The sequence below is a fragment of the Streptacidiphilus alkalitolerans genome (assembly GCF_042511045.1).
In the GTDB taxonomy this organism is placed as follows: Bacteria; Actinomycetota; Actinomycetes; order Streptomycetales; family Streptomycetaceae; genus Streptacidiphilus; species Streptacidiphilus alkalitolerans.
Genome location: NZ_JBHEZX010000004.1, coordinates 204,289 through 224,493, shown reverse-complemented (window position 1 = coordinate 224,493; position 20,205 = coordinate 204,289). Strand labels below are relative to the sequence as shown.

General features: G+C 72.3%; 18 protein-coding genes and 1 pseudogene. 9 read left to right on the top strand and 10 right to left on the bottom strand.

Annotated elements, in window-relative coordinates:
* Positions 1-74 precede the first annotated feature (74 nt).
* Positions 75-536: a MarR family winged helix-turn-helix transcriptional regulator gene (locus tag ACEZDG_RS10545; protein ID WP_380506012.1), complete on the bottom strand. Its 462-nt coding sequence runs from the start codon at positions 534-536 to the stop codon at positions 75-77.
* A 59-nt stretch (positions 537-595) separates the two neighbouring features.
* Between ACEZDG_RS10545 and ACEZDG_RS10540 the strand changes: the two genes are divergently transcribed.
* The 9 genes and pseudogenes from ACEZDG_RS10540 to ACEZDG_RS10500 form a co-directional block, all read left to right on the top strand.
* Positions 596-757: a hypothetical protein gene (locus ACEZDG_RS10540; RefSeq protein ID WP_380506010.1), complete on the top strand. Its 162-nt coding sequence runs from the start codon at positions 596-598 to the stop codon at positions 755-757.
* A gap of 270 nt (positions 758-1,027) precedes the next feature.
* Positions 1,028-1,429, top strand: a complete 402-nt coding sequence (locus tag ACEZDG_RS10535) for a chorismate mutase family protein (RefSeq protein WP_380506007.1) — start codon at positions 1,028-1,030, stop codon at positions 1,427-1,429.
* A 21-nt stretch (positions 1,430-1,450) separates the two neighbouring features.
* On the top strand, positions 1,451-3,559 hold the full coding sequence (pabB, locus tag ACEZDG_RS10530; RefSeq protein ID WP_380506004.1) for an aminodeoxychorismate synthase component I: 2,109 nt from the start codon (positions 1,451-1,453) through the stop codon (positions 3,557-3,559).
* Complete coding sequence (locus ACEZDG_RS10525; RefSeq protein WP_380506001.1) at positions 3,556-4,521, top strand: prephenate dehydrogenase/arogenate dehydrogenase family protein; 966 nt, start codon at positions 3,556-3,558, stop codon at positions 4,519-4,521. The genes pabB and ACEZDG_RS10525 overlap by 4 nt, the downstream gene beginning before the upstream one ends.
* Entirely contained in the window at positions 4,514-6,226 is a 1,713-nt protein-coding gene (locus ACEZDG_RS10520; protein WP_380505998.1) for a class I adenylate-forming enzyme family protein, read from the top strand. The genes ACEZDG_RS10525 and ACEZDG_RS10520 overlap by 8 nt, the downstream gene beginning before the upstream one ends.
* Positions 6,227-6,231: 5 nt before the next feature.
* Positions 6,232-6,861, top strand: a complete 630-nt coding sequence (locus tag ACEZDG_RS10515) for a mycothiol-dependent nitroreductase Rv2466c family protein (RefSeq protein WP_380505995.1) — start codon at positions 6,232-6,234, stop codon at positions 6,859-6,861.
* 111 nt (positions 6,862-6,972) lie between these two features.
* On the top strand, positions 6,973-8,316 hold the full coding sequence (locus ACEZDG_RS10510) for an ATP-grasp domain-containing protein (protein ID WP_380505993.1): 1,344 nt from the start codon (positions 6,973-6,975) through the stop codon (positions 8,314-8,316).
* A gap of 1 nt (position 8,317) precedes the next feature.
* Positions 8,318-9,607: an MFS transporter gene (locus ACEZDG_RS10505; protein WP_380505990.1), complete on the top strand. Its 1,290-nt coding sequence runs from the start codon at positions 8,318-8,320 to the stop codon at positions 9,605-9,607.
* A 28-nt stretch (positions 9,608-9,635) separates the two neighbouring features.
* Positions 9,636-10,625 (top strand): annotated as a pseudogene (locus tag ACEZDG_RS10500) (histidinol-phosphate transaminase); the annotation flags it as partial.
* A 69-nt stretch (positions 10,626-10,694) separates the two neighbouring features.
* Here the strand turns inward: ACEZDG_RS10500 and ACEZDG_RS10495 are convergent.
* The 9 genes from ACEZDG_RS10495 to asnB are packed head-to-tail and all read right to left on the bottom strand — an operon-like array spanning position 10,695 to position 20,151.
* Positions 10,695-11,864 (bottom strand): FAD-dependent monooxygenase, encoded by a 1,170-nt coding sequence (locus ACEZDG_RS10495; RefSeq protein ID WP_380505987.1) that lies wholly within the window; start codon positions 11,862-11,864, stop codon positions 10,695-10,697.
* Positions 11,861-12,598, bottom strand: coding sequence for an SDR family oxidoreductase (locus tag ACEZDG_RS10490; RefSeq protein WP_380505984.1), 738 nt, complete (start codon positions 12,596-12,598; stop codon positions 11,861-11,863). The genes ACEZDG_RS10495 and ACEZDG_RS10490 overlap by 4 nt, the downstream gene beginning before the upstream one ends.
* Before the next feature lie 38 nt (positions 12,599-12,636).
* On the bottom strand, positions 12,637-12,981 hold the full coding sequence (locus ACEZDG_RS10485) for a hypothetical protein (RefSeq protein ID WP_380505981.1): 345 nt from the start codon (positions 12,979-12,981) through the stop codon (positions 12,637-12,639).
* Positions 12,951-14,861, bottom strand: coding sequence for an anthranilate synthase family protein (locus tag ACEZDG_RS10480; protein WP_380506905.1), 1,911 nt, complete (start codon positions 14,859-14,861; stop codon positions 12,951-12,953). The genes ACEZDG_RS10485 and ACEZDG_RS10480 overlap by 31 nt, the downstream gene beginning before the upstream one ends.
* Positions 14,861-15,484, bottom strand: coding sequence for an isochorismatase family protein (locus tag ACEZDG_RS10475; RefSeq protein ID WP_380506902.1), 624 nt, complete (start codon positions 15,482-15,484; stop codon positions 14,861-14,863). The genes ACEZDG_RS10480 and ACEZDG_RS10475 overlap by 1 nt, the downstream gene beginning before the upstream one ends.
* A 55-nt stretch (positions 15,485-15,539) precedes the next feature.
* Positions 15,540-16,313: a 2,3-dihydro-2,3-dihydroxybenzoate dehydrogenase gene (locus ACEZDG_RS10470; RefSeq protein ID WP_380505978.1), complete on the bottom strand. Its 774-nt coding sequence runs from the start codon at positions 16,311-16,313 to the stop codon at positions 15,540-15,542.
* 15 nt (positions 16,314-16,328) lie between these two features.
* Positions 16,329-17,504, bottom strand: coding sequence for a 3-deoxy-7-phosphoheptulonate synthase (locus tag ACEZDG_RS10465; RefSeq protein ID WP_380506899.1), 1,176 nt, complete (start codon positions 17,502-17,504; stop codon positions 16,329-16,331).
* A gap of 53 nt (positions 17,505-17,557) precedes the next feature.
* Entirely contained in the window at positions 17,558-18,304 is a 747-nt protein-coding gene (locus tag ACEZDG_RS10460; RefSeq protein ID WP_380505975.1) for a DsbA family oxidoreductase, read from the bottom strand.
* Positions 18,304-20,151, bottom strand: coding sequence for an asparagine synthase (glutamine-hydrolyzing) (asnB, locus tag ACEZDG_RS10455; protein WP_380505972.1), 1,848 nt, complete (start codon positions 20,149-20,151; stop codon positions 18,304-18,306). The genes ACEZDG_RS10460 and asnB overlap by 1 nt, the downstream gene beginning before the upstream one ends.
* Positions 20,152-20,205: the final 54 nt, after the last annotated feature.

The following is a 20,205-nucleotide window of genomic DNA, read 5'->3' as shown; positions in this document are numbered from 1 at the left end:
ACAGGCCGTGTCAGACCATCCCCCGCGCCGACCAGACTTCCCGGCACACCGGCAGCAACGTTATCAAGCCATCGTCAAGAGAGGACCGACGCTTGGGCGAGGTCGCGCAGGGCCTCGCGGAACTGGAGGTAACGGGCCGGGCCGAGGACCTCGGCCTGCCGCTGTTCGAAGACGGCGATGACCTCGTGGGCGGTGGCGAGTTCGGCCTGGCCGCGCTCGGTGGGGACGACGAGTTTGGCCCGGCGGTCGCTCGGATCGGGGCGGCGGAAGGCGTAGCCGAGGGCCTCCAGCTCGTCCACGATCGTGCCGATGACCTGCTTGTGCTGGCCGGACAGCCGGGCGAGGTCGCTGGCCCGCACGCCCTCGGGCCGGAGGTGCGCCAGCACCGAGCCGTGGCGCGGGCCGATGTCGGTGAAGCCGCGCGCGGTGAGAGTGCGCCAGAGTTCACGCTCGAAGTCGCGGTTGAGGCGGGAGATGAGCACCCCCAGGTCGTAGTCGGGATCGGCATCCGGATAGTCACTAATCTTGACTGTCATGAGAGGTGACTATACACTCATACTTGTTGGCAGACACGCCGAACCGGAAGGACCGAGCCATGTACACCTCGCTGCACTCCGAAGTTGCCCGCGCATCTGTCGACCAGAAGCTCGAGCACCTGCGCTCCCGCCAGTTCACCGCCCGCACCGCGCTGTCCGACGGCTCGCCCGAGCGCGGCGTCCGTCGGCCCCGCTTCTTCCGGGCCCGCCCGCACAGCTGATCCGAACCCGCAGCCCGCAGCTGATCCGACCTCACTTCGAACGACCCGGTCCCCCGCGGACCGGGTCGTTCGGCGTGTCCGGCCGACCCCGCGCCTTACCGCAATGCGCCGACCCGAACCGTCGCCGCGCTTTCCGCCGCCCTTCCGCCGACGGCAGAGTCGTTGGCACGGAACGGCGCCGGGTTGCCGGGGCGACGTTCCGTCCAGACCCCACCAGCGCGTTGTGCCCCGGCGCAGGCGAGAGGACGGCCCATGATGAACAGGGCGGCTGTGGCAGCCCATACCCCCACGCCCGAGAGCCGGACGCCCGAGAGCCGGACGGCCCGGAGCCTGACGGCCGTTGCCCCGGACGAGCTCGAGGCACTGCGGTCCGAGCTCGACCGCATCGACGTCTCCCTGCTGGACGCGCTCCGCCTCCGCATCGCCTGCTGCGTGGAGATCGCTCTGGTCAAGCGCACGCACGGGGTGCCGATGATGCAGCCCCACCGGATCGGCGTCGTCCAGCGGCGCGCGGCCCGCTACGCCGAGGAGCACGGACTCAGCGCGGAGTTCCTGCGGCGTCTCTACGACCTCGTCATCGCGGAGACCTGCCGGGTCGAGGACCTGGTGATCGACGGCTCCCCCGCCGTCCCCCGTACCGACACCCCCCGTGCCGAGCCACCCTCCACGTGAGCCACGGAAAGCGAGCCTGACATGCGTACGCTACTGATCGACAACTACGACTCCTTCACCTACAACCTCTACCAACTGCTGGGCGAGGTGAACGGGACCCCGCCGGTCGTCGTCAAGAACGGGGCCGACTGGGCCGACGTCGACCTGTCCGCCTTCGACGGCATCGTCATCTCCCCCGGGCCCGGAAGCCCGGACCGGGAGCGGGACTTCGGGATCAGCGCGCAGGCCATCCTGACCAGCGGCCTGCCGGTGCTCGGGGTCTGCCTGGGCCACCAGGGCATCGCCCACCTGTTCGGCGGCGTGGTCGCCCACGCCCCCGAGCCGGTGCACGGACGGATCTCGGCGGTGCACCACACCGGCGAGGACGTCTTCGCCGGGCTGCCCTCCCCCTACGACGTGGTCCGCTACCACTCGCTGGCCGTGCAGGAGCTGCCGGAGGTGCTGGAGCCGCTGGCCTGGACCGCGGACGGCATCCTGATGGGCCTGCGGCACCGCACCCTGCCGATCTGGGGGGTGCAGTTCCACCCCGAGTCGATCAGCAGCGAGTACGGGCGCGAGCTGCTCGCCAACTTTCGCGACCTGGCGCTGGCCCACGCCGCCGCCCCGGCTCCCGCCGCCGTCGCCGCCGGCAGCGCCGCGGCCGGGCCCGACTACCGGGTGCACAGCCGCAGGCTGCCGCTGCGCCCCGACGCCGAGTCGGCCTACCGCGAGCTCTTCGCCGAGTCCGCGCACGGCTTCTGGCTGGACAGCAGCGCGGTGATCGACGGGCTCTCCCGGTTCACCTTCATGGGCGACGGCAGCGGCCCGCTGGCCGAGTACCTGACCTACCGGGTCGCCGACGGCGCCGTCGACGTCGAGTACGCCGACGGCCGCAGGGAGCGGGTCGAGCAGCCCTTCTTCGACTACCTCGCCGACCAGTTGAGGGTCCGTCAGGTACCCACCCCGGCCGGGCTCCCGTTCGACTTCAACCTCGGCTACATCGGCTACCTCGGCTACGAGTTGAAGGCCGACACCGGCGGCCGGGCCGCCTACCGGGCGGAGACCCCGGACGCCGCGATGCTCTTCGTCGACCGCCTGGTCGCCCTCGACCACCAGGACGGCGCCTGCTACCTGCTGGCGCTCAGCGCCGGATCCGACAGTTCGGCCGCGGAGGCCGCGGAGGCCGCGGAGCTCTGGCTGGACCGCACCGCCCAGCTGCTGCGTTCGCTCCCGGGCGCGGACACCGACAGCGAGCCGGCCGAGTTCGCCGGGATCGGGATGACCGACCCGGCCGTAGCCGGGATCGCCGAGCTGCGGCACGACCGCAGCGCCTACCTGGACCGGATCGCGGACTGCCTGACCGAGATCTCCAACGGCGAGTCCTACGAGATCTGCCTGACCAACACGGTGCACCTGCACACCCGGATCGACCCGCTGCGCACCTACACCCACCTGCGCCGGATCAGCCCGGTGCCGTACGGGGCGCTGCTGGACTTCCCCGGCGTCGCGGTGCTCAGCGCCTCCCCCGAGCGGTTCCTGACCATCGGTACCGACCGGGTGGCCGAGTCCAAGCCGATCAAGGGCACCCGCCCGCGCGGCGCGAACCCGGCCGAGGACGAGGCGCTGCGGCTCGACCTGCTCGACAACGAGAAGGACCACGCCGAGAACCTGATGATCGTCGACCTGCTGCGGAACGACCTCAACACGGTCTGCGAGGTCGGCTCGGTGCACGTGCCCAAGCTGTTCGCGGTGGAGACCTACGCCCCGGTGCACCAGCTGGTCTCCACCATCCGCGGCACGCTGCGGTCGGAGGAATCGGCGGTCAGCGCGGTCCGGGCGTCCTTCCCCGGCGGCTCGATGACCGGCGCGCCGAAGCTCCGCACCATGGAGATCATCGACCGGCTCGAGGAGGGCCCGCGCGGGGTCTACTCCGGATCGATCGGCTGGTTCTCGCTGAGCGGGGCGGCCGACCTGAACATCGTCATCCGGACCCTGGTCGCCACCGAGGAGGGCGTCAGCTTCGGCGTCGGCGGCGCGATCATCGCGCTCTCGGACGCGGCCGGCGAGTTCGAGGAGACCGTGGTCAAGTCCCGGTCCGTGGTGACCGCGGTGGCCGAGACCTCGGCCCAACTCGCCGGGGCCGGGCTGTGAGCGCGGCCGAAGCGCTCCCGGACGGGTTCCCGGTCGGCGCGCGGTTCACCGTGGTCGGTGGCGCGGGCGCGGTGGGCCGGCTCTTCGCCGAGCGGTTGTGCGGCTCGGGCGCCGAGGTCACCGTGGTCGACCTGGCCCCGGCCGCGCCGCCCGGAACCTGCCCCGGCATCCGCTACCTGCAGGGCGACCTGGGCGCGGTGGACGAGCGGCTGGCCCACGAACTGGCCCGCGCCGACGCGGTGGTGCTGGCCGTCCCGGAGCTGATCGCCTACGAGTCGGCCGGCAAGCTCTGCGAACTGCTCGGTCCGCGGACGCTGCTGGTGGACACCCTGTCGGTCAAGGGCCCGCTGGTCGAGGCCGTCCGCGCCGCCGCGCCGACCCGCGAACTGGTGGGCCTCAACCCGATGTTCGCGCCCGCGCTGGGCTTCGAGGGCCGTCCGGTCGCCGCCGTGGGTCTCAACTCAGGTGCGCGCTCCCGGCAGTTGCTCGCCCTGGTCGGGCGCTGGGGCGGACGGGTGGTGCCGGTCGCCGCGGAGGCCCACGACAGCCTCGCGGCGGCCACCCAGGCGCTGCCCCACGCCGCGGTGCTGGCCCTCGGCCTGGCCCTGCCGGCGCTCGGGATTGACATAGTCGAACTCGCTTCGGTGGCCCCTCCGCCGTTCACCACCATGCTGGCACTGTTGGCGCGGATCTCCTCCGGCAACCCGGAGGTGTACTGGGACATCCAGTGGGCCAACCCGCAGGCCGGCCAGGCCCGCACGGCACTCGCCGACGGGCTGCGCACCCTCTCCGAACTCGTCAGGAACGACGACGGGGCGGGTTTCGCCGAGGCGCAGCAGCGGCTGCGCGGATACCTCGGCAGCGAGCTCGACCGCTACACCGCTCACTGCGCCCAGCTGTTCACCGTGCGCGAGTCCACGTCCACTGCTCACGTCCCCACTGGAGGAAACACCGATGACTGACGTCTCCGTCTCCGTCTTCTCGCACGAGACCGTCCTGACCCTCGGACAGCGCGCCCGGCTCGCCCAGGACCCGCGCGTGGGCGGCGGCAACCTGCTGAAGTCCGCCATCGCCGCCAACCCCAACCCGCACCTGCCGTTCATCCACACACTCAAGCCGATGACCAACACCGAGGGCGAGGAGCAGAGCTCGTGGAGCCTGCTCGACCTCGACTGGCTGGCCCAGAGCTGGGCGGTCTGGTACGTGGGCAAGGGCGTCGGCCCGCGCGACCGGGTCGCGGTGTTCCTGGACGACTCCTTCGCCTACCACGTGCACTTCTACGCGCTGGCCCAGATCGGCGCCATCGCGGTGCTGATCAACAGCAACGCCTCGGCCGAGATCGCCACCTCGCTGATGGAGCAGACCAACCCGGTCGGCCTGTTCGTCAGCCAGGACCGGCTGGCCATGCTCCCCGACGTCATGCAGATCAAGGGGATGACCTGGACCCAGGTCGCCGAGGAGCTGCCCGCTCCCGAGGGCGCCCCGCTGCCGGAGGTCTCCCGCTTCCGCCACGCCCCGGTCGACCCGGTCGCGATCCTGCACTCCTCCGGCACCACCGGCATCCCGAAGCCGACCATCCACACCCACCGCTCGATCGTGGCCGGCCCGCTGTTCCGCCTGATCGACCACAAGGAGCAGCCCGGCGCGGTGATGATGACCTCGCTGCCGCAGTCGCACCTCGGCTGCGTGGCGTACACCACGTACGCGGTGCTCGGCGGCACCCCGCTGGTGGCCGGGTTCGACCGGCCGGGCGAGGAACTGGCCGAGGCGGTGGCCGAGTTCAAGCCCACCCAGGTGATGTCCTTCGCCCACGCCTACTCCGAGCTGGCCGCGCTGGACCTGGCCCCCGGGGTGCTGGACTCGGTCAACGTCTGGATCTCCATCGGCGACGCGGTGCACCAGGCGCACATCAGGAAGGTGCTCGGCCGCCGCAGCCCGGACCTGCCCGCCGCCGCCTTCTACGACCGGCTCGGCACCACCGAGCTGGGCTGGGGCGTGCTGCTCAAGATCCGCACCATCGACTCCGAGCGCAACGACCGCAACGCCGGCAAGCCGGTCGGCGTGGCCGACGTGGTGGTGCTGCGCAAGGACGGCTCGATCGCCAACGTCAACGAGGTCGGCCTGCTCGGCGCCCAGGGCCCGGCGATCACCCCCGGCTACTGGAACGGCTCCGACATCACCTACCGCTCGATGCTCTCCGGCTTCTGGCTGACCGGCGACATGGCCTACCGGGACGCCAACGGCGACCACTTCCTGGTCGACCGCGCGGTGGACTGCATCGAGTCCCCCACCGGCACCGGCTACTCGGTGTTCATGGAGGAGGCCCTGCTGCACGACCTCACCGAGGTCGACGACGTCGCGGTGATCGCCGGCAAGTACGGCGACCAGTCCGTCGCCGTCGCCGTGGTGACAGTGGCGGAGGGTAGCGTCGTCGAGGCGCAGAAACTGCTCGACCAGGCGAACGACGCGCTCACCAAGGCCGGCCAGCCGGTCCTGGCGATCCTGGACATCGCGCACTCGCACGAGGACTTCCCGGTCGGCGTGACCGGAAAGGTGCTCAAGCGGTTGCTCCGTGAGAAGTACGCCAACCTGCCCGCGTACGTGGCCGCGGCCAACCCCAAGTACGTCGCCGCGGTGCCCTGCCCGAAGGAAAGCAAGGAAAGCTGAGAACCATGTCGATCACCGAGCCCACCGCCGACCGGCGTCCCACCGTCGACTTCTACTTCGACCCGGCCTGCCCGTTCGCCTGGATCACCTCCCGCTGGATCCTGGAGGTCGAGCAGCAGCGTCCGCTCGACCTGCGGTTCCGGGTGATGAGCCTGTACGTGCTCAATGAGAACCGCGAACTCCCGGACTGGTACCGCGAGTTGGTCAACAAGTCGATCGGCCCGGTCCGGGTCGCCATCGCCGCGGCCGAGCAGCACGGACCCGAGGTGCTGCGGGACCTCTACACCGCGCTGGGCAACCGGATCCACAAGAAGAAGGAGAAGGACTTCGACCTGGTCGTCCGGGAGGCGCTGGCCGAGGTCGGCCTCCCGGCCGAGCTGGCCGGGGCCGCGGCGGACACCTCGTACGACGAGGCCGTGCGCCGAAGCCACCACCAGGGGATGGACCCGGTCGGCGAGGACGTGGGCACGCCCACCATCCACATCGACGGGGTGGCCTTCTTCGGCCCGGTGCTCAACTCGATCCCGCGCGGAGAGGAGGCCCTGAAGGTCTTCGAGGGGGTCCGGCTGCTGGCCGGCTACCCGGACTTCTTCGAACTGAAGCGCACCAGGACCGGTTCCCTCAACTTCGACTGAGCGCACAGCGCCATCCAGCACAGCGCGGGCCGCTCCGTTCACCCACCACGGAGCGGCCCGCTCACGTCTGCACCCCATGTACCCGAAGGATGTACCGAAGGAGCCAGCACGATGAACGACACCGCCCTCTCCGCCGACCCTGCCAGAGCATTCATCCTGACCGGCTCCTTCCTCGTGGTCGGTCGCTTCCCCCAGTATCTGCGCGAGCTCAGCGAGCGCGGCCTGACCATCCTGCTGATCACCGGGGAGACCTGGCGGGAGCAGGCCCAGGCCGCACTGAAGGACCCGGAGCACCCGGCCTCGGTCATCGCCGAGGTCGCCTTCGTGGACGGGGCGGTGGGACACGAGGGCTCCTTCGTGGCCGGCGCCGTGGCCGCCGCGAGCGGCTGGCGGCAGCGGTACGACATCGTCGGCGCCTTCGCGGTCGGCGAGACCATGGTCGAGCCGACCGGCCTGCTGGCGGACGCGCTCGGGCTGGCCGGCCCCGGGCTGCGGGCCTCCCGGGCCTGCCGGGACAAGGCGCTGCAGCGCTGGTACCTGCCGCAGTTCAGCCCGGCCTCGCTGGTGCTGCCGGCCGGTCAGCGGCACACCGTCGCGCTGGACCAGGTCACCTTCCCGGCCGTGGTCAAGCCGGTGGGCCGGCACTCCAGCTCCGGGGTGGCCATGGTCGAGGACCAGCAGGCCCTGCGCCGCCAGCTGGAGACCTACCCGGACTACGAGACCGTGCTGGTGGAGGCGAAGGTCGTCGGCCAGGAGTTCTCGGTGGAGAGCCTGCTCCAGGACGGCGAGGTGGTCTTCTCCTCGGCCACCCGCAAGGACACCAATGACTCGCACACCTGCAGCTTCGTCGAACTCGCACACACCATCCCCAACGACAGGACCGAGGTCACCGCCACCCTGCTCGCCGCCAACGCGGAGGCCCTGCGCGGCCTGGACTTCAGGGACGGCATCGCCCACGCCGAGTGGCGGATCGACGCCGAGGGCCGCCCGTTCCTGATGGAGGTCGCCGCCCGCCCGGCCGGTGACGGCATATCAGCCCTCTACCACCTGACCCACGGACGGCCGTTGGAGCCCGAGGTGGTCCGGATCGCGCTACGCGAGCCGGCGGGCTACCCCGCCGCCCGGCGGATCGGCCGCCAGGTCTACCTGGAGCACGACGCCGGGATCTTCGACGGGGTGACCGTCGACTGGCCCGGGGTGGAGCCGGTCTGGGCCGAGGAGGGCGAGGTCTGGCCGGAGGTGCTGCCCGGTGCCGCCGACGAGCCCGCAGCGCTGCGCTCGGTGATGGTGCTCAAGCCGATCGGCACCGAACTCGGCCCGCTGCGGAGCTCGGAGGACCGGGTGCTCTCCTTCCTGATCGACGCGCCCACCGCGGCCGAGCTCGACGCGGTCGAGCAGCGGGTGCGCGCGGCGATCACCCTGCACGTCTCGCCCGCGACCGGCGGGGAGGCATGACATGGCCGCGCGGCAGAGCGCGGACGCCGCCGAGGCCCGCGCGAGCGTCGGATCCACCTTCCGGGAGTCACCGGCCGCGGTGAAGGCGCTGCTGGCCGGGGTCTTCATCAACCGCCTGGGCGGCTTCCTCACCATCTTCCTGGTGCTCTACCTGACCTCGCTGGGCTACTCGGTGGCCCGCGCCTCGCTGGGCCTCGGCGCGTACGGGCTCGGCGCGGTGGTCGGGGTGCTGATCGGCGGGGCGCTGGTGGACCGGCTCGGGGCCAGGAACACCACCGTGGTCAGCATGAGCGGCGCCGCGGTGCTGACCGCCTCACTGCTGTACCTGCACGACTATCCGCTGCTGCTGGCGGTCGCCGCGCTGGCGGGGCTCAGCGGGCAGATGTTCCGGCCCGCGTCGGCCACCCTGCTGTCCGAACTGACGCCCGAGGACCGCCAGGTGATGGTCTTCGCGATGTACCGCTTCGGCCTGAACCTGGGCGCCACCGCCGCGCCGCTGGTCGGCTTCGCCCTCTACGACCTCGGCCGGCAGAGCTACGCCCTGCTGTTCTGGGGCGAGGCCGCGGTGGCCCTGGCCTTCGCCCTGCTGTCCTGGCGGGCGCTGCCGGCCCGGGCCTCCCGCCCGGCGGTGGCGGCCGCACCTTCAGAGCCGGATGTGAACCGGCACGGCTACCTCGCCGTCCTGCGCGACCGGCGCTTTGTGCTCTACCTGGTGGCCGCGCTGGTGCACACCGCCGTCTACGCCCAGTACCTGTCGACCCTGCCGCTGGACGTGGCCCACTCCGGGCTGAGGATCGTCTGGTACACGGTCGCGGTCTCGCTCAACGGCCTGGTGGTGATCGTCTTCGAGCTGCTGGTCACCAAGGTCACCCAGACCTGGCCGTTCAAGCTGTCCATCGGCCTGGCCTTCGCCCTGCTGGGGCTCGGTGTGGCCTGCTACGGGCTGCCGATCGGACCCGCCGTCATCATCGCCGGCACGCTGATCTGGTCGCTCGGCGAGATCATCGGCGGCCCCAGCATCTTCGCCTACCCGGCGATCGTCGCGCCCGCGCAGCTGAAGAGCCGCTATCTGGGCAGCTTCCAGTTCGTCTTCGGCCTCGGCAGCGCGCTCGGACCGATGATCGGCGGCTGGCTCTTCGTCCAACTCGGCCACGGCGTCTGGCCGGTGCTGGCCTGCGGCTCGGCCGTCGCCACCGCGCTGGTGCTCTGCGCGGTACGCACCCCCGCGGTCGCGGCGGAGGCGGAGGAGGACCCGGCCGAGGTCACCGCCCCCGCCGCCGCGGCGGCCTAGCCGTCCACCCACGAAAGGACCCTGATCCGTCATGTACCGGCTCTCCGCCAATGAGGTCCCCTTCCCGCCGCTGCCGTCGGTCCTGGCGACCGCACGGGAGGAGGCGGGCCTGCTCAACCGCTACCCGGAGCGCTGCTCCGAGACCCTCGCCGCCAGGATCGCGGCCCGGCACGGCGTGCCGGTCGAGCACGTCGTCCCCGGCATCGGCTCGGTCGGGGTCACCCAGCAGCTGCTGCGGGCCCGGGCCGGCCGGGGGGACGAAGTCCTCTACGCCTGGCCCTCGTTCGAGGCCTATCCGGATCTCACCGCGATGGCCGGCGCCGACGCGGTGACCGTCCCGCTGGACCAGGACGCGACCCACGACCTGGCGGCGATGGCCGCCGCGATCACCCCGCGCACCCGGGTCGCCATCGTCTGCAACCCCAACAACCCCACCGGCACCGTGGTCCGCCGGGCCGAGCTGGAACGCTTCCTGGACGCGGTGCCCGCGCGGGTCCTGGTGGTGCTGGACGAGGCATACCGCGAGTTCGTCCGGGACGAGGAGGTGCCGGACGGGCTCTCGCTCTACCGCGACCGCCCCAATGTGCTGGTGCTGCGCACCTTCTCCAAGGCCTACGGCCTGGCCAACCTCCGGGTCGGCTACGCCGTGGCGCACACCGCCGTGGCGGACACCCTGCGGGCGCAGGCGCTGTCGTTCGGGGTGACCGGGGTGGCCCAGGCCGCCGCCGTGGCCTCGCTGGAGCCGGCCGCCGAGCGGGAGCTGTTCGCCCGGGTCGACCAGGTGGTCAAGGAGCGCGACCGGGTGCTCACCGGCCTCCGCGACGCGGGCCTGACGGTGCCCGAGACCCAGGCCAACTTCTGCTGGCTGGGCCTGGGCGAACGCGCCGCGGCCTTCGGCGCGGCCTGCGCGGACGCCGGTGTGGCCGTCCGGACCTTCCCCGGCGTGGGCGTACGGGTCACCGTGGGCGAGCCGGAGGCCAATGACATCCTGCTGCGGGTGGCTTCGCAGTTCGGCTGAACACACGACACACACGTCAGGGGCTCGGGGATCATCTCCCCGAGCCCCTGACGTGTGTGTCGATCCGGCTCAGACCCGCGTCCCGTGCAGCCATGCCACCTCGTCCTGCAACTCGTCGACGGACAGGCCCGACAGCAACGCGTTCCGCGCCACCGCCGCCGCCCCCGCCGGGTGGTAGAGCCGCTCGCCCATCGCCCGGGCGACCAGCACCGCACGCGCCGTCCGCTCACGCCGGACCGCGTTGTACTTCTCCAGCCGCTGGACCACCGACTCCGGGTCACCGCCCGCCAGTTGCTCGCCCAGCACCACCGCGTCCTCCAGTGCCATGCAGGCGCCCTGGGCCGCGTACTGCAGCATCGGGTGCGCCGCGTCACCCAGCAGGGCCACCCGGCCGTCGGTCCAGTCTGGCACCGGGTCGCGGTCGCAGAGCACCCAGGTCCGCCACTCCCGGCCCAGTTCCAGCAGCCGTCTGGCGACCTCGCCCGGCTGCGGGAACTGCGCCAGGACCTGGCTGCGCGGCACCGGCAGCCCGGCCACCGCCGTGGTGGCGCCGTCGTCCCGGGTGGCCGCCAGGTTGAGGAAGCGCCCGCTGCCGATCGGGTAGTGGACGAAGTGCCAGCGCGGCCCGGCCCAGAGGGTGACCGCGTTGCTGCGCAGTTCCTCGGGCACCCGGGCCATCGGCACGATGGTGCGGTAGATGGTGTGCCCGGACACCCGCGGCTCACCGTCGCCGATCAGTTTGGCCCGCACCGCCGAGCGGATGCCGTCCGCGCCGACCAGCAGGTCGCCGGCGAAGCGCTCGCCGTCCCAGGTCACCGCGGTGACCCCGTAGGGGGTCTGACGGTACGTCATGACATCCTGACTGCCGATCAGTTCCACACCGGGCTCGGCGCGGCAGGCGGTCAGCAGCGCCGCGTACAGGTCGCCGCGGCTGACCACCGCGTAGGGGTTGCCGAAGCGCTCCCGGTAGCGGCCGGTCAGCGGCAACGAGGTGACCCGGGCGCCGGTGGTGCCGTCCATGAACCGCAGTTCGTTGATGTGCACGGCGGCGGACCTGACCCGGTCGCCGACGCCGAGCCGGTCCAGGGCGTGGAACGCGTTCGGCCCGAGCTGGATGCCCGCGCCCAACTCGGCGAACCCGCCCTGCCGTTCGAGCACGGTCACGGTGTGACCGTGGCCGGCCACGGCGAGGGCGGCGGCCAGGCCGCCGATGCCGCCGCCCGCGACGATTGTCTTCACAGCGTTGCCGCCTTTCTGTCCAGGACCAGGTCGTGGCCGATCAGGAAGCCGGAGTCGTCGGAGCACAGCCAGACCACGGTCTCGGCCACCTCCTCCGGCGTCGCGCTCTTGCCCTGCGGGAAGGAGGGGTGCTCCGGCGCCGCCTCCCCCGGCTCATGGCCGGGGCCGGGGCTGATGGCGTTGATCCTGATCCCCCTGGCCGCGTACTCGCCCGCGGCGGTACGGGTCAGCGTGGCCAGCGCGGCCTTGGACGCGGCGTACGCGCCGAGGCCGGGCAGCAGCCCGTTGCTGGCCAGGTTGCAGGCGGTGTTGACGATGACGCCGCCGCCGTGCCGTTCCATGTGCGCGATCTCGTGCTTCATCGCCATCCACACCCCGGTCAGGTTGGCCGCGAGGGTGCGGGTCCAGTCGGTCTCGCAGATGTCGGCGACCGAGGTGGGCGGGAAGGTGACGGTGGCGTTGTTGAAGGCGATGTCGATGGTCCCGTAGCGGCGCACCGCCGCGTCCACCATCCGGGCCGCGGCGTCGGAGTCGGGGTCGGTGATGTCGGCGAGGACGTAGCAGCCCTCGCCCCCCTCGTCGTGCAGGAGTTTGACGGTGCCCTCCAGATCCTCACTGGGCGGGCCGGCCAGGACCACGGTCGCGCCGTTGCGGCTGAACGCCAGTGCGGCGGCCCGGCCCAGGCCGTCTCCGGCCCCGGCGATCAGGGCGACTTTTCTGCTGAATAGGGACACGGAGCTCTCCTGTTTCACTGGAGCCGGATGGCGGGTGGTCAGTTCGCTGGGACGCCGGCGAAGACCAGGCCCAGCTGGGTCAGGTCGGCGCCGCTGTGGATTCCCTCGACGTTCGCTTCCACGTCGAAGGCATAGCTGTGGGTGGGCGGGTAGCCGATCAGCTCGGTGGCCCGGGGCGGCATCGGGGCCTGTGCGTCCTCGACGGACTCCCACAGGAAGACCGCGCCCCAGCGGTTGGCGAACGGATCGGAGATCCAGCTCTTCAGCCGCAGCCCCTGGTACCGGGTGAACGGCTCGATGCCCTCCTCGCGCAGGAAGACCCGGAGCGACTCGATGCTCTGCGCCGACTCGCTCAGATCCCACCAGCAGACAACAACATGCATGATTCCCACACCTCCGTGATGAGTGCGCTGACAATGCGGACGCCGTCCACGGTGAGTACCGATTCGGCGTGGAACTGCATGGACGCGAAGCCGCGTCCGCGCAGGGCGTGCACCTCTCCGTCGACCGGGTCGCGGCTCACCTCGACCGGGCCGTAGCGGTCCGAACGGACCCGGTCCCGGTCGCTGCGGGCGGCGAAGGTGTTGTAGAAGCCGACCCGCTCGGTCCGGCCGAAGAGGTCGATCTCGCGCTGCGCCCCCTGCATCGGGACGTCCCGGCGGACCAGGTCGAGGCCGAGCATGGAGGCGAGCACCTGATGGCTCAGGCAGATGGCCAGGAACGGACGTCCCTGGTCGAGCAGGGTGCGCATGGTCTCCCGCAGCCGGGACACCTTCGGCGAGGAGCACTCCCGGGGATCGCCGGGCCCGGGGCCCAGCACCACCAGGTCGAACTCCTGCACCGAGTACGGCTCGTCGAACCGACGCACCGTCACATCGAGTCCGAGGGACGTGAGTTGGTCGGCCATCATGGCGGTGAAGGTGTCCTCGGCGTCCACCACCAGCACCCGGCGTCCGGCCAGTTCCGACGCCGCCGCCGTTGCCGTCGGCAGCGGGCGCCGGCGCGCCAGCCAGTAGTCGGAGATCCCCCGGTTGCGGGCGGCCAGCGCGGCCCGGACCCGGGGGTGCTCCGCGAAGCGCGGGGCGGGCGGCCCCGCGGGCGGGTCCAGCAGCCCGGCCGCCTTGGCCCGGGTCTCGGCGGCCTCGGCCCACGGGTCGGAGTCGCGGACCAGGGTGGCCCCGACTCCGATCCGGACCGCTCCGCCGTGGAAGTCGGCGGTGCGGATCAGGATGGCCGAGTCCAGCCGCCGCCCGCCGAGGGCGTCCCGGCCGATCAGCGCGGCGACCCCGCCGTAGTAGCCGCGGCCGGCCGGTTCGTGGCGGGCGATGACCCGGCAGGCGCTCTCCAGCGGGCTGCCGGTCACCGTCGGGGCGAACAGGGTCTCCCTGAGGATCTCCCTGACGTCGCGTTCGGTCCTCCCCTCGATGAAGTACTCGGTGTGGGCGACCCGGCCCATCTCCTTGAGGAAGGGCCCCGAGGCCCGGCCGCCGCCCTCGCAGATCCTGGCCATCATCTTGAGTTCCTCGTCGACGACCATGTAGAGCTCGCCGACCTCCTTGCGGTCGGCCAGGAAGTCCAGCACCCCGCCGAGGGTCGGGCCCTCGGGCGGGTAGCAGTAGGTGCCGCTGATCGGGTTCATCACCGCGGTCCCGCCGGCCAGGCTGAGGTGCCGCTCGGGCGAGGCGCCGACCAGGATCCGGTCCCCGGTGTGCACCAGGAAGGTCCAGTACGCGCCCGACTCCGCGGTCAGCAGCCTGCGGTAGAGCGCCAGCGCGCTGCGCAGCGGACTGCCGGTCAGCTCGGCCACGAAGGAGCGCCTGAGCACGAAGTTGGCGCCCTCGCCCCGGCCGATCTCCTCGCTGACGATCCGTCGGACCAGTCCGGCGTAGGTCTCGTCGTCGGTGTCGAAGGCCCCGGCCCCGATGTCCGGCGGCCCCTGCGGCAGCCGGGCCAGCAGCTCGGCGAGCGGCAGCAGCCGCTGTCCGGAGACGCTCATCACCAGCAGCGGCTCCCCGTCGTCCGGCGCGGTGAAGCCGCGTTCGGCGATCTGCCGGTACGGGACCAGCACCAGCAGTTCGTGCGGCCCGGCGCCGGACGGCCGGTCCGGGACCGGCAGTTCGGCCAGGGTGTCCGCCGTGGACACCTCGCCCACCAGCAGGTCCACCAGACCTGGCCCGTTCGCCTCGGGCCGGTGCAGCAGCGCGTACGCGGGCGGCTGCGGCCCGAGCACACGGTCCAGCGGGTCCAGCGGGTCCGGGGTGATCACGCCGCTACCCCCGCTCCGGCGAGCGCGGCCAGCACCTGCCCGGTCGTGGTGACCGAGGCGCAGCGCCGGGCCGCGTACTCCAGCGCCATCCGGTGGTCGTCCGGCGTGAAGTCGGCGACCGCGTCCGCGAGCAGGAACGGCTGGATGTCCTGGGTGAACGCGTCGCAGGCGGTCATCAGGACCCCGACGTGGGCGTAGACCCCGCCGATCAGCAGCTGGTCCCGGCCCGCGGCGCGCATCCGTTCGCGCAGGTCGGTGCGGGCGAAGGCGCTGTAGCGCCACTTGGTGAAGGTCCAGTCCCCCGGGCCGGGGGCCAGTTCGCCGACGATCCTCCGGTCCTCGGCGGAGGTGGTCATCCCCGGGCCCCAGAAGTCCCGGAGCAGTCCGCGCTGGTCCTCCGTCATACCGCCCGGCTGCGCGGTGTACGCGACCGGGACGCCCAGCTCCGCGCAGTGCGCGCGGAGCCGGACCAGGTTGTCGAGCAGGCTCCGGCGCAGCGCCGAACCCGCCGGGAACGGCGCCAGGAAGTAGCGCTGCATATCGTGGACGAGCAGCACCGCCCGGGCCGGGTCGACCGTCCAGCACGCCGTGTTGGCGGGCAGGTCGGCCGGTCCCGGCATCGGGTAGGGCGCTATCGGTGGGAGACCCACTGTGGTCCTCCAGGAGAGGGGTCGGTCAGACGCCGAGTGCGGCGCCGCCGTCGACGGTCAGGTCGTGCATGGTGATGTGGGCCGCCTGGTCGGAGAGCAGGAAGACCACCGCGTCGGCGACGTTCCTCGGGGCGGCCAGCCGCCCCAGCGGGATGCCGACCCGGTACGCGTCCGCGTTGCCGCGGATCGAGGCGGCCGGCCCCGGGCCGCCGGGCTGGAACATCGCGGCCAGCATCGGCGTGTCGGTGGAGCCGGGGGCGACCAGGTTGCAGCGGATGCCGTACCTGGCCACCTCCAGGCCCAGGCACTTGGTGAACATGGTGGCCGCGGCCTTGGACGCGGCGTAGGCGGACATCTCCACCCGGGCGGTGCCCGCGGCGTTGGAGGCGACGGTGACCACCGCGCCCCGGCAGCGGGTGACCATCCGGTTGACCACGGCCCGGGAGACGAAGAAGACCCCGGTGGTGTTCACCGCGAAGGTGAGCGCCCAGTCCGCGTCGGTCAGCACGGTGGCCTCCGAGAGCCGGAGCACCCCGGCCGCGTTGACCAGGTAGTCCAGTGGGCCGAGATCCTCCTCGACCTGTGCCACCACCGCCTCCACCTCGTTGCTGGAGGTGACGTCGACCGCGAAGGCCCGGACCGTGAGGCCCTCCGCCTTCATCCGGTCGACCACGTCGTTCAGCCGCAGTTCGTCCCGGTCCAGCGCCGCCACGATCGCGCCGCGCTCGGCCAGCACCCGCACCACGGCCTCGCCGATACCGCCGGCCGCCCCGGTGACCAGGGCCACTTTGTTTTCCATATCCCTACCTCCGCATCATCCGCGCCAGACGGAGACGAGCTCCGCTGCCTGGTCCGGGTTGAGCCTCGGGTCGCAGAAACTCCGGTACCTCTCGCCGACCCGGTGGACCTGGGACGCGTCGGCGACGCATTCGGTGACGTCGTCCGGGGTGGTCTCCAGGTGCAGGCCCCCGGCGACGCCGCCGGCCAGGGCCACGGCCTCCCGGAAGGCCCGCACCTCCCCGGTCAGGGTCTGCAGGTACCGGGTCTTGAGGCCGCCCGGGCCCGGGACGGTGTTGCCGTGCATGGGGTCGCAGAGCCAGATGACCGGGTGGCCGGCCGCCTTGACCGCCGCCACCAGCCGGGGCAGCCGCGAGGCGACCGCCCCGAGGCCCATCCGGGAGATCAGGGTGAGCCGCCCGGGCTCGCGGCCCGGGTCGAGCCGGGCGCACAGCTCCAGCAGGTCGTCGACGGTCATGGTGGGGCCGACCTTGCAGGCGACCGGGTTGGCCACCGCGGCGAGCAGCGCGACATGCGCGCCGTCCACCCGGCGGGTGCGCTCGCCGATCCAGGGCCAGTGGGTGGAGCTGAGCAGCGCCCGGCCGTGCTCGTCCCGCCGGACCTGCGGGAGTTCGTAGTCCAGCAGCAGCGCCTCGTGGCTGGTCCACACCTGCGGGTCGGTGAGCAGCCGTTCGGCCGAGTCGCCCCAGCCGAGGTGGTGCAGCACCTCGCGCGCGGCGCGGTGTCCGGCCAGCATCCGCTCCGGGTCGGCCCGGCGGGCCTCCGGGTCGGGCTCCGGACTGTTCACCATGTGCCCCCGGTAGACCGGCAGTTCGAGACCGCCGACCCACTCGGTGGGCTGCGAGCGCGGCTTGGCGAACTGCCCGGCGATCCGGCCGACCCGGAGCACCGGGCGGTCGGCGGCGAGTTCCATGACGTCGGCCAGCTCCTCCAGCACGGCGGCCTTGCGGGCCACCTCGCCGGCGGTGGCGTCGGCCGGGTTCTCGGCGCAGTCGCCTATCTGCATCACCACGGCGTCGCCCAGGGCGACCCGGGCCAGCAGCAGCCGCAGCGCGAGCACGTCCTCCGCGCGGACCAGCGGGGTCCGGCAGCGGAGTTCGTCCAGCACGTGGTCGTGCCGGGCCGAGCCCCAGTCGGGCTGCTGGGACGCGGGCCGCAGCCGGAGCCAGGCGAGGTCTCCTTCCGGCCACAGGGTGTGGAAGGCCTCGATCGGGATCGGGGAAAGGATCGGGGAAAGTGCGGTGGTCACCTGTCGTCTCCGTTCGGTTCGGCGGCTCGGCCGACGGGAAGGCGCCGGTCGCCTGCGGCGTGGTCGGCGAAGGCGCGGACCAGCTGCTCGGCCCAGTCGGTGCGGTACTCGTCCAGGCGGGGGAAGCCGCCCTGGTCCGGGTCGCCGGTCCAGGCGTAGCGGACGCCGGGGTTGTGCAGGCCCTCCGGCGGCAGCAGGCCGTGGGAGGCGAAGAGGTGCGGACTGCCCTGGACCCCGGGGCCTTTGGCGGTCAGCCAGTCCTGGTGCACCGCGGCGCTGCCCGCCCCCTCGGCCAGGGCCGAGGCCAGGGCGTCCGCGTCGACCGAGGGGCACTCCCCGGCGATGTCGAGGATGACCGGGCGCAGGCTGACGCACCGGCTCTCGGTGTAGTAGGCGTGACGCAGGGCCGCGTCGAGTTCGTCGCTGCCCCGCAGGCCGCCGACGTCGGGGTGCTTGGCGGCCTGGACCGCCTCCATCGGCGGCAGCGTGGTGACCGGGTACTCCCAGTCGCGGCCGGCCCAGAGCCGCCAGCCGAGTTCGGGGCGCCGCGCCGCGATGGCCACGATCTCGGACTCGACGATGTGCTTGGGCGTGGGTTGGCGGTTGAACAGCTCCAGCGGGAAGGCCCGGTGGTCGATGGGCAGCGGGACGCCGAGGCGGGCCGCGGTGGACCGCAGGGTGTGCAGCGCCGCGGTGGCCCAGGGGCAGCCGAGGTCGGACCAGACAGTGAGGTGAGCGTCCATCAGGTCACCACGCGGACGCCGTAGTCGGTGACCCAGGCGTTGAACTCCAGCAGCCGTTCCAGCACCGCGCGGGCGCTCCAGGGCCCGCCCACGCCGTAGCTGCCGACCGGGGCGTCGAGCAGCACCCGGACCTCCTCGGCCGAGACCAGCCGCAGCACCGGCGCGGCGGGGTCGCGCAGCACCTGCTCGAGCCGGGCCCGCAGCGCCACCTCGTAGCGGGAGTCCTGGGTGGACGGGTAGGGGTTCTTCTTCCGGTCCAGCACCGAGTCCGGCAGCACCCCGCGCATCGCGGCCCGGAGCAGGCTCTTCTCCCGGCCGTCGAAGGTCTTCATCGCCCAGGGGGTGTTGAAGACGTACTCCACCAGCCGGTGGTCGGTGAACGGGACCCGGACCTCCAGGCCGACGGCCATGCTGATCCGGTCCTTCCGGTCCAGCAGGAAGTTCTCCCAGCGGGTCAGGTTGAGGTAGCCGACCTCGCGCATCCGCGCCTCCAGGCCGGTCTCCCCGGCCAGCCGGGGCACGTCCTCCAGCGCCTCGGTGTAGCGCTGCTTGACGTACTCGCCGAGGCCGAGCCGGTCCCAGAGGCCGAGGGCGCGCAGCGCGCCGATGCCGCCCGCCTGCTCGAACGGGTGGTGCCAGGGGAAGGTGTCCGCGTGCACGGCCTCCGGGTCGTGGAACCAGGTGTAGCCGCCGAACAGCTCGTCGGCGGCCTCGCCGGAGAGCGCGACCGTCATCCGCTGCTTCAGCGCCCGGCACAGCAGCAGCAGCGAGTACTCCATGTCGCCGGTGGAGACCGGCAGGTCCTGGGCCCGCAGCACGGCCGACCTGACCCCGTCGTCCAGCAGGTCGGCGTTGTCCAGCTCGACCACGATGTGCTCGGCGCCGACATGGGCGGCAACCTCGACCGCGTAGGGGGTGTCCGGGTCCTCCCACTGGACGTTGCGCTCGAACCTGGCCTCGTGGCCGGCGAAGTCGACCGAGAAGGCCTGCAGCGCGGCCGGGCTGCCCTGCCTGGCCAGGGCCCCGGCGGCCAGCGCGGTGACCGCGCTGGAGTCCAGGCCGCCGGAGAGCAGGGTGCCCACGGTGACATCGGCCACCAGCTGGCGTTCGACGATGTCCTCCAGCAGGCTCCGCACGGTGGCCACGGTGGTGTCCAGGTCGTCGGTGTGCTCCTGGGCCCGCAGCTTCCAGTAGCGGCGCTCGGTCAGCCCGTCCCTGCCGTAGCGCAGCACGGTGGCAGGACGCAGTTCGCGCATGCCGCGGAAGACCGCGTGGCCGGGGGTCTTCACGATGCTGAAGACCTCGCGCAGGCCCTCGGCGTCGACCACGGCCTCGGCGTCCGGGTGCTCCAGGATCGCCTTGGGCTCGGAGCCGAACAGCAGCCCGTCCGCGGTCGGGTAGTAGTAGAGCGGCTTGACCCCCATCCGGTCGCGGACCAGCAGCAGTTCCTCGACGCGCGGGTCCCACAGGGCGAAGGCGTAGATGCCGTTGAGGCGCTCGACGAACTGCTCGCCCCACTGCAGATAGCCGCGGAGCACCACCTCGGTATCACTGTCGGTGAGGAACTCCTGTCCCAGCGCCCGGAGTTCGGCACGCAGCTCGCGGTAGTTGTAGACCTCCCCGGTGTAGCTGAGGACGGGCAGCCCGTCGCCCGCGGACATCGGCTGGCCGCCGCCCTCCAGGTCGATCACAGCCAGCCGGCGGTGCCCGAGGGAGGCATGGGTCGAGATCCACTGGCCTGCCGCGTCGGGCCCCCGGCAGACCAGGGTCGCGGTCATCGCCGCAGAGGGCGTGATGTGCTCGGTCAGATCACGCTGGTAGCAAACCCAGCCGGCGAGGCCACACATAGGGATTGGTTCCAATCTGCGGAGGGCGGGAGGTCAGGACTGGTCGAGGACGGT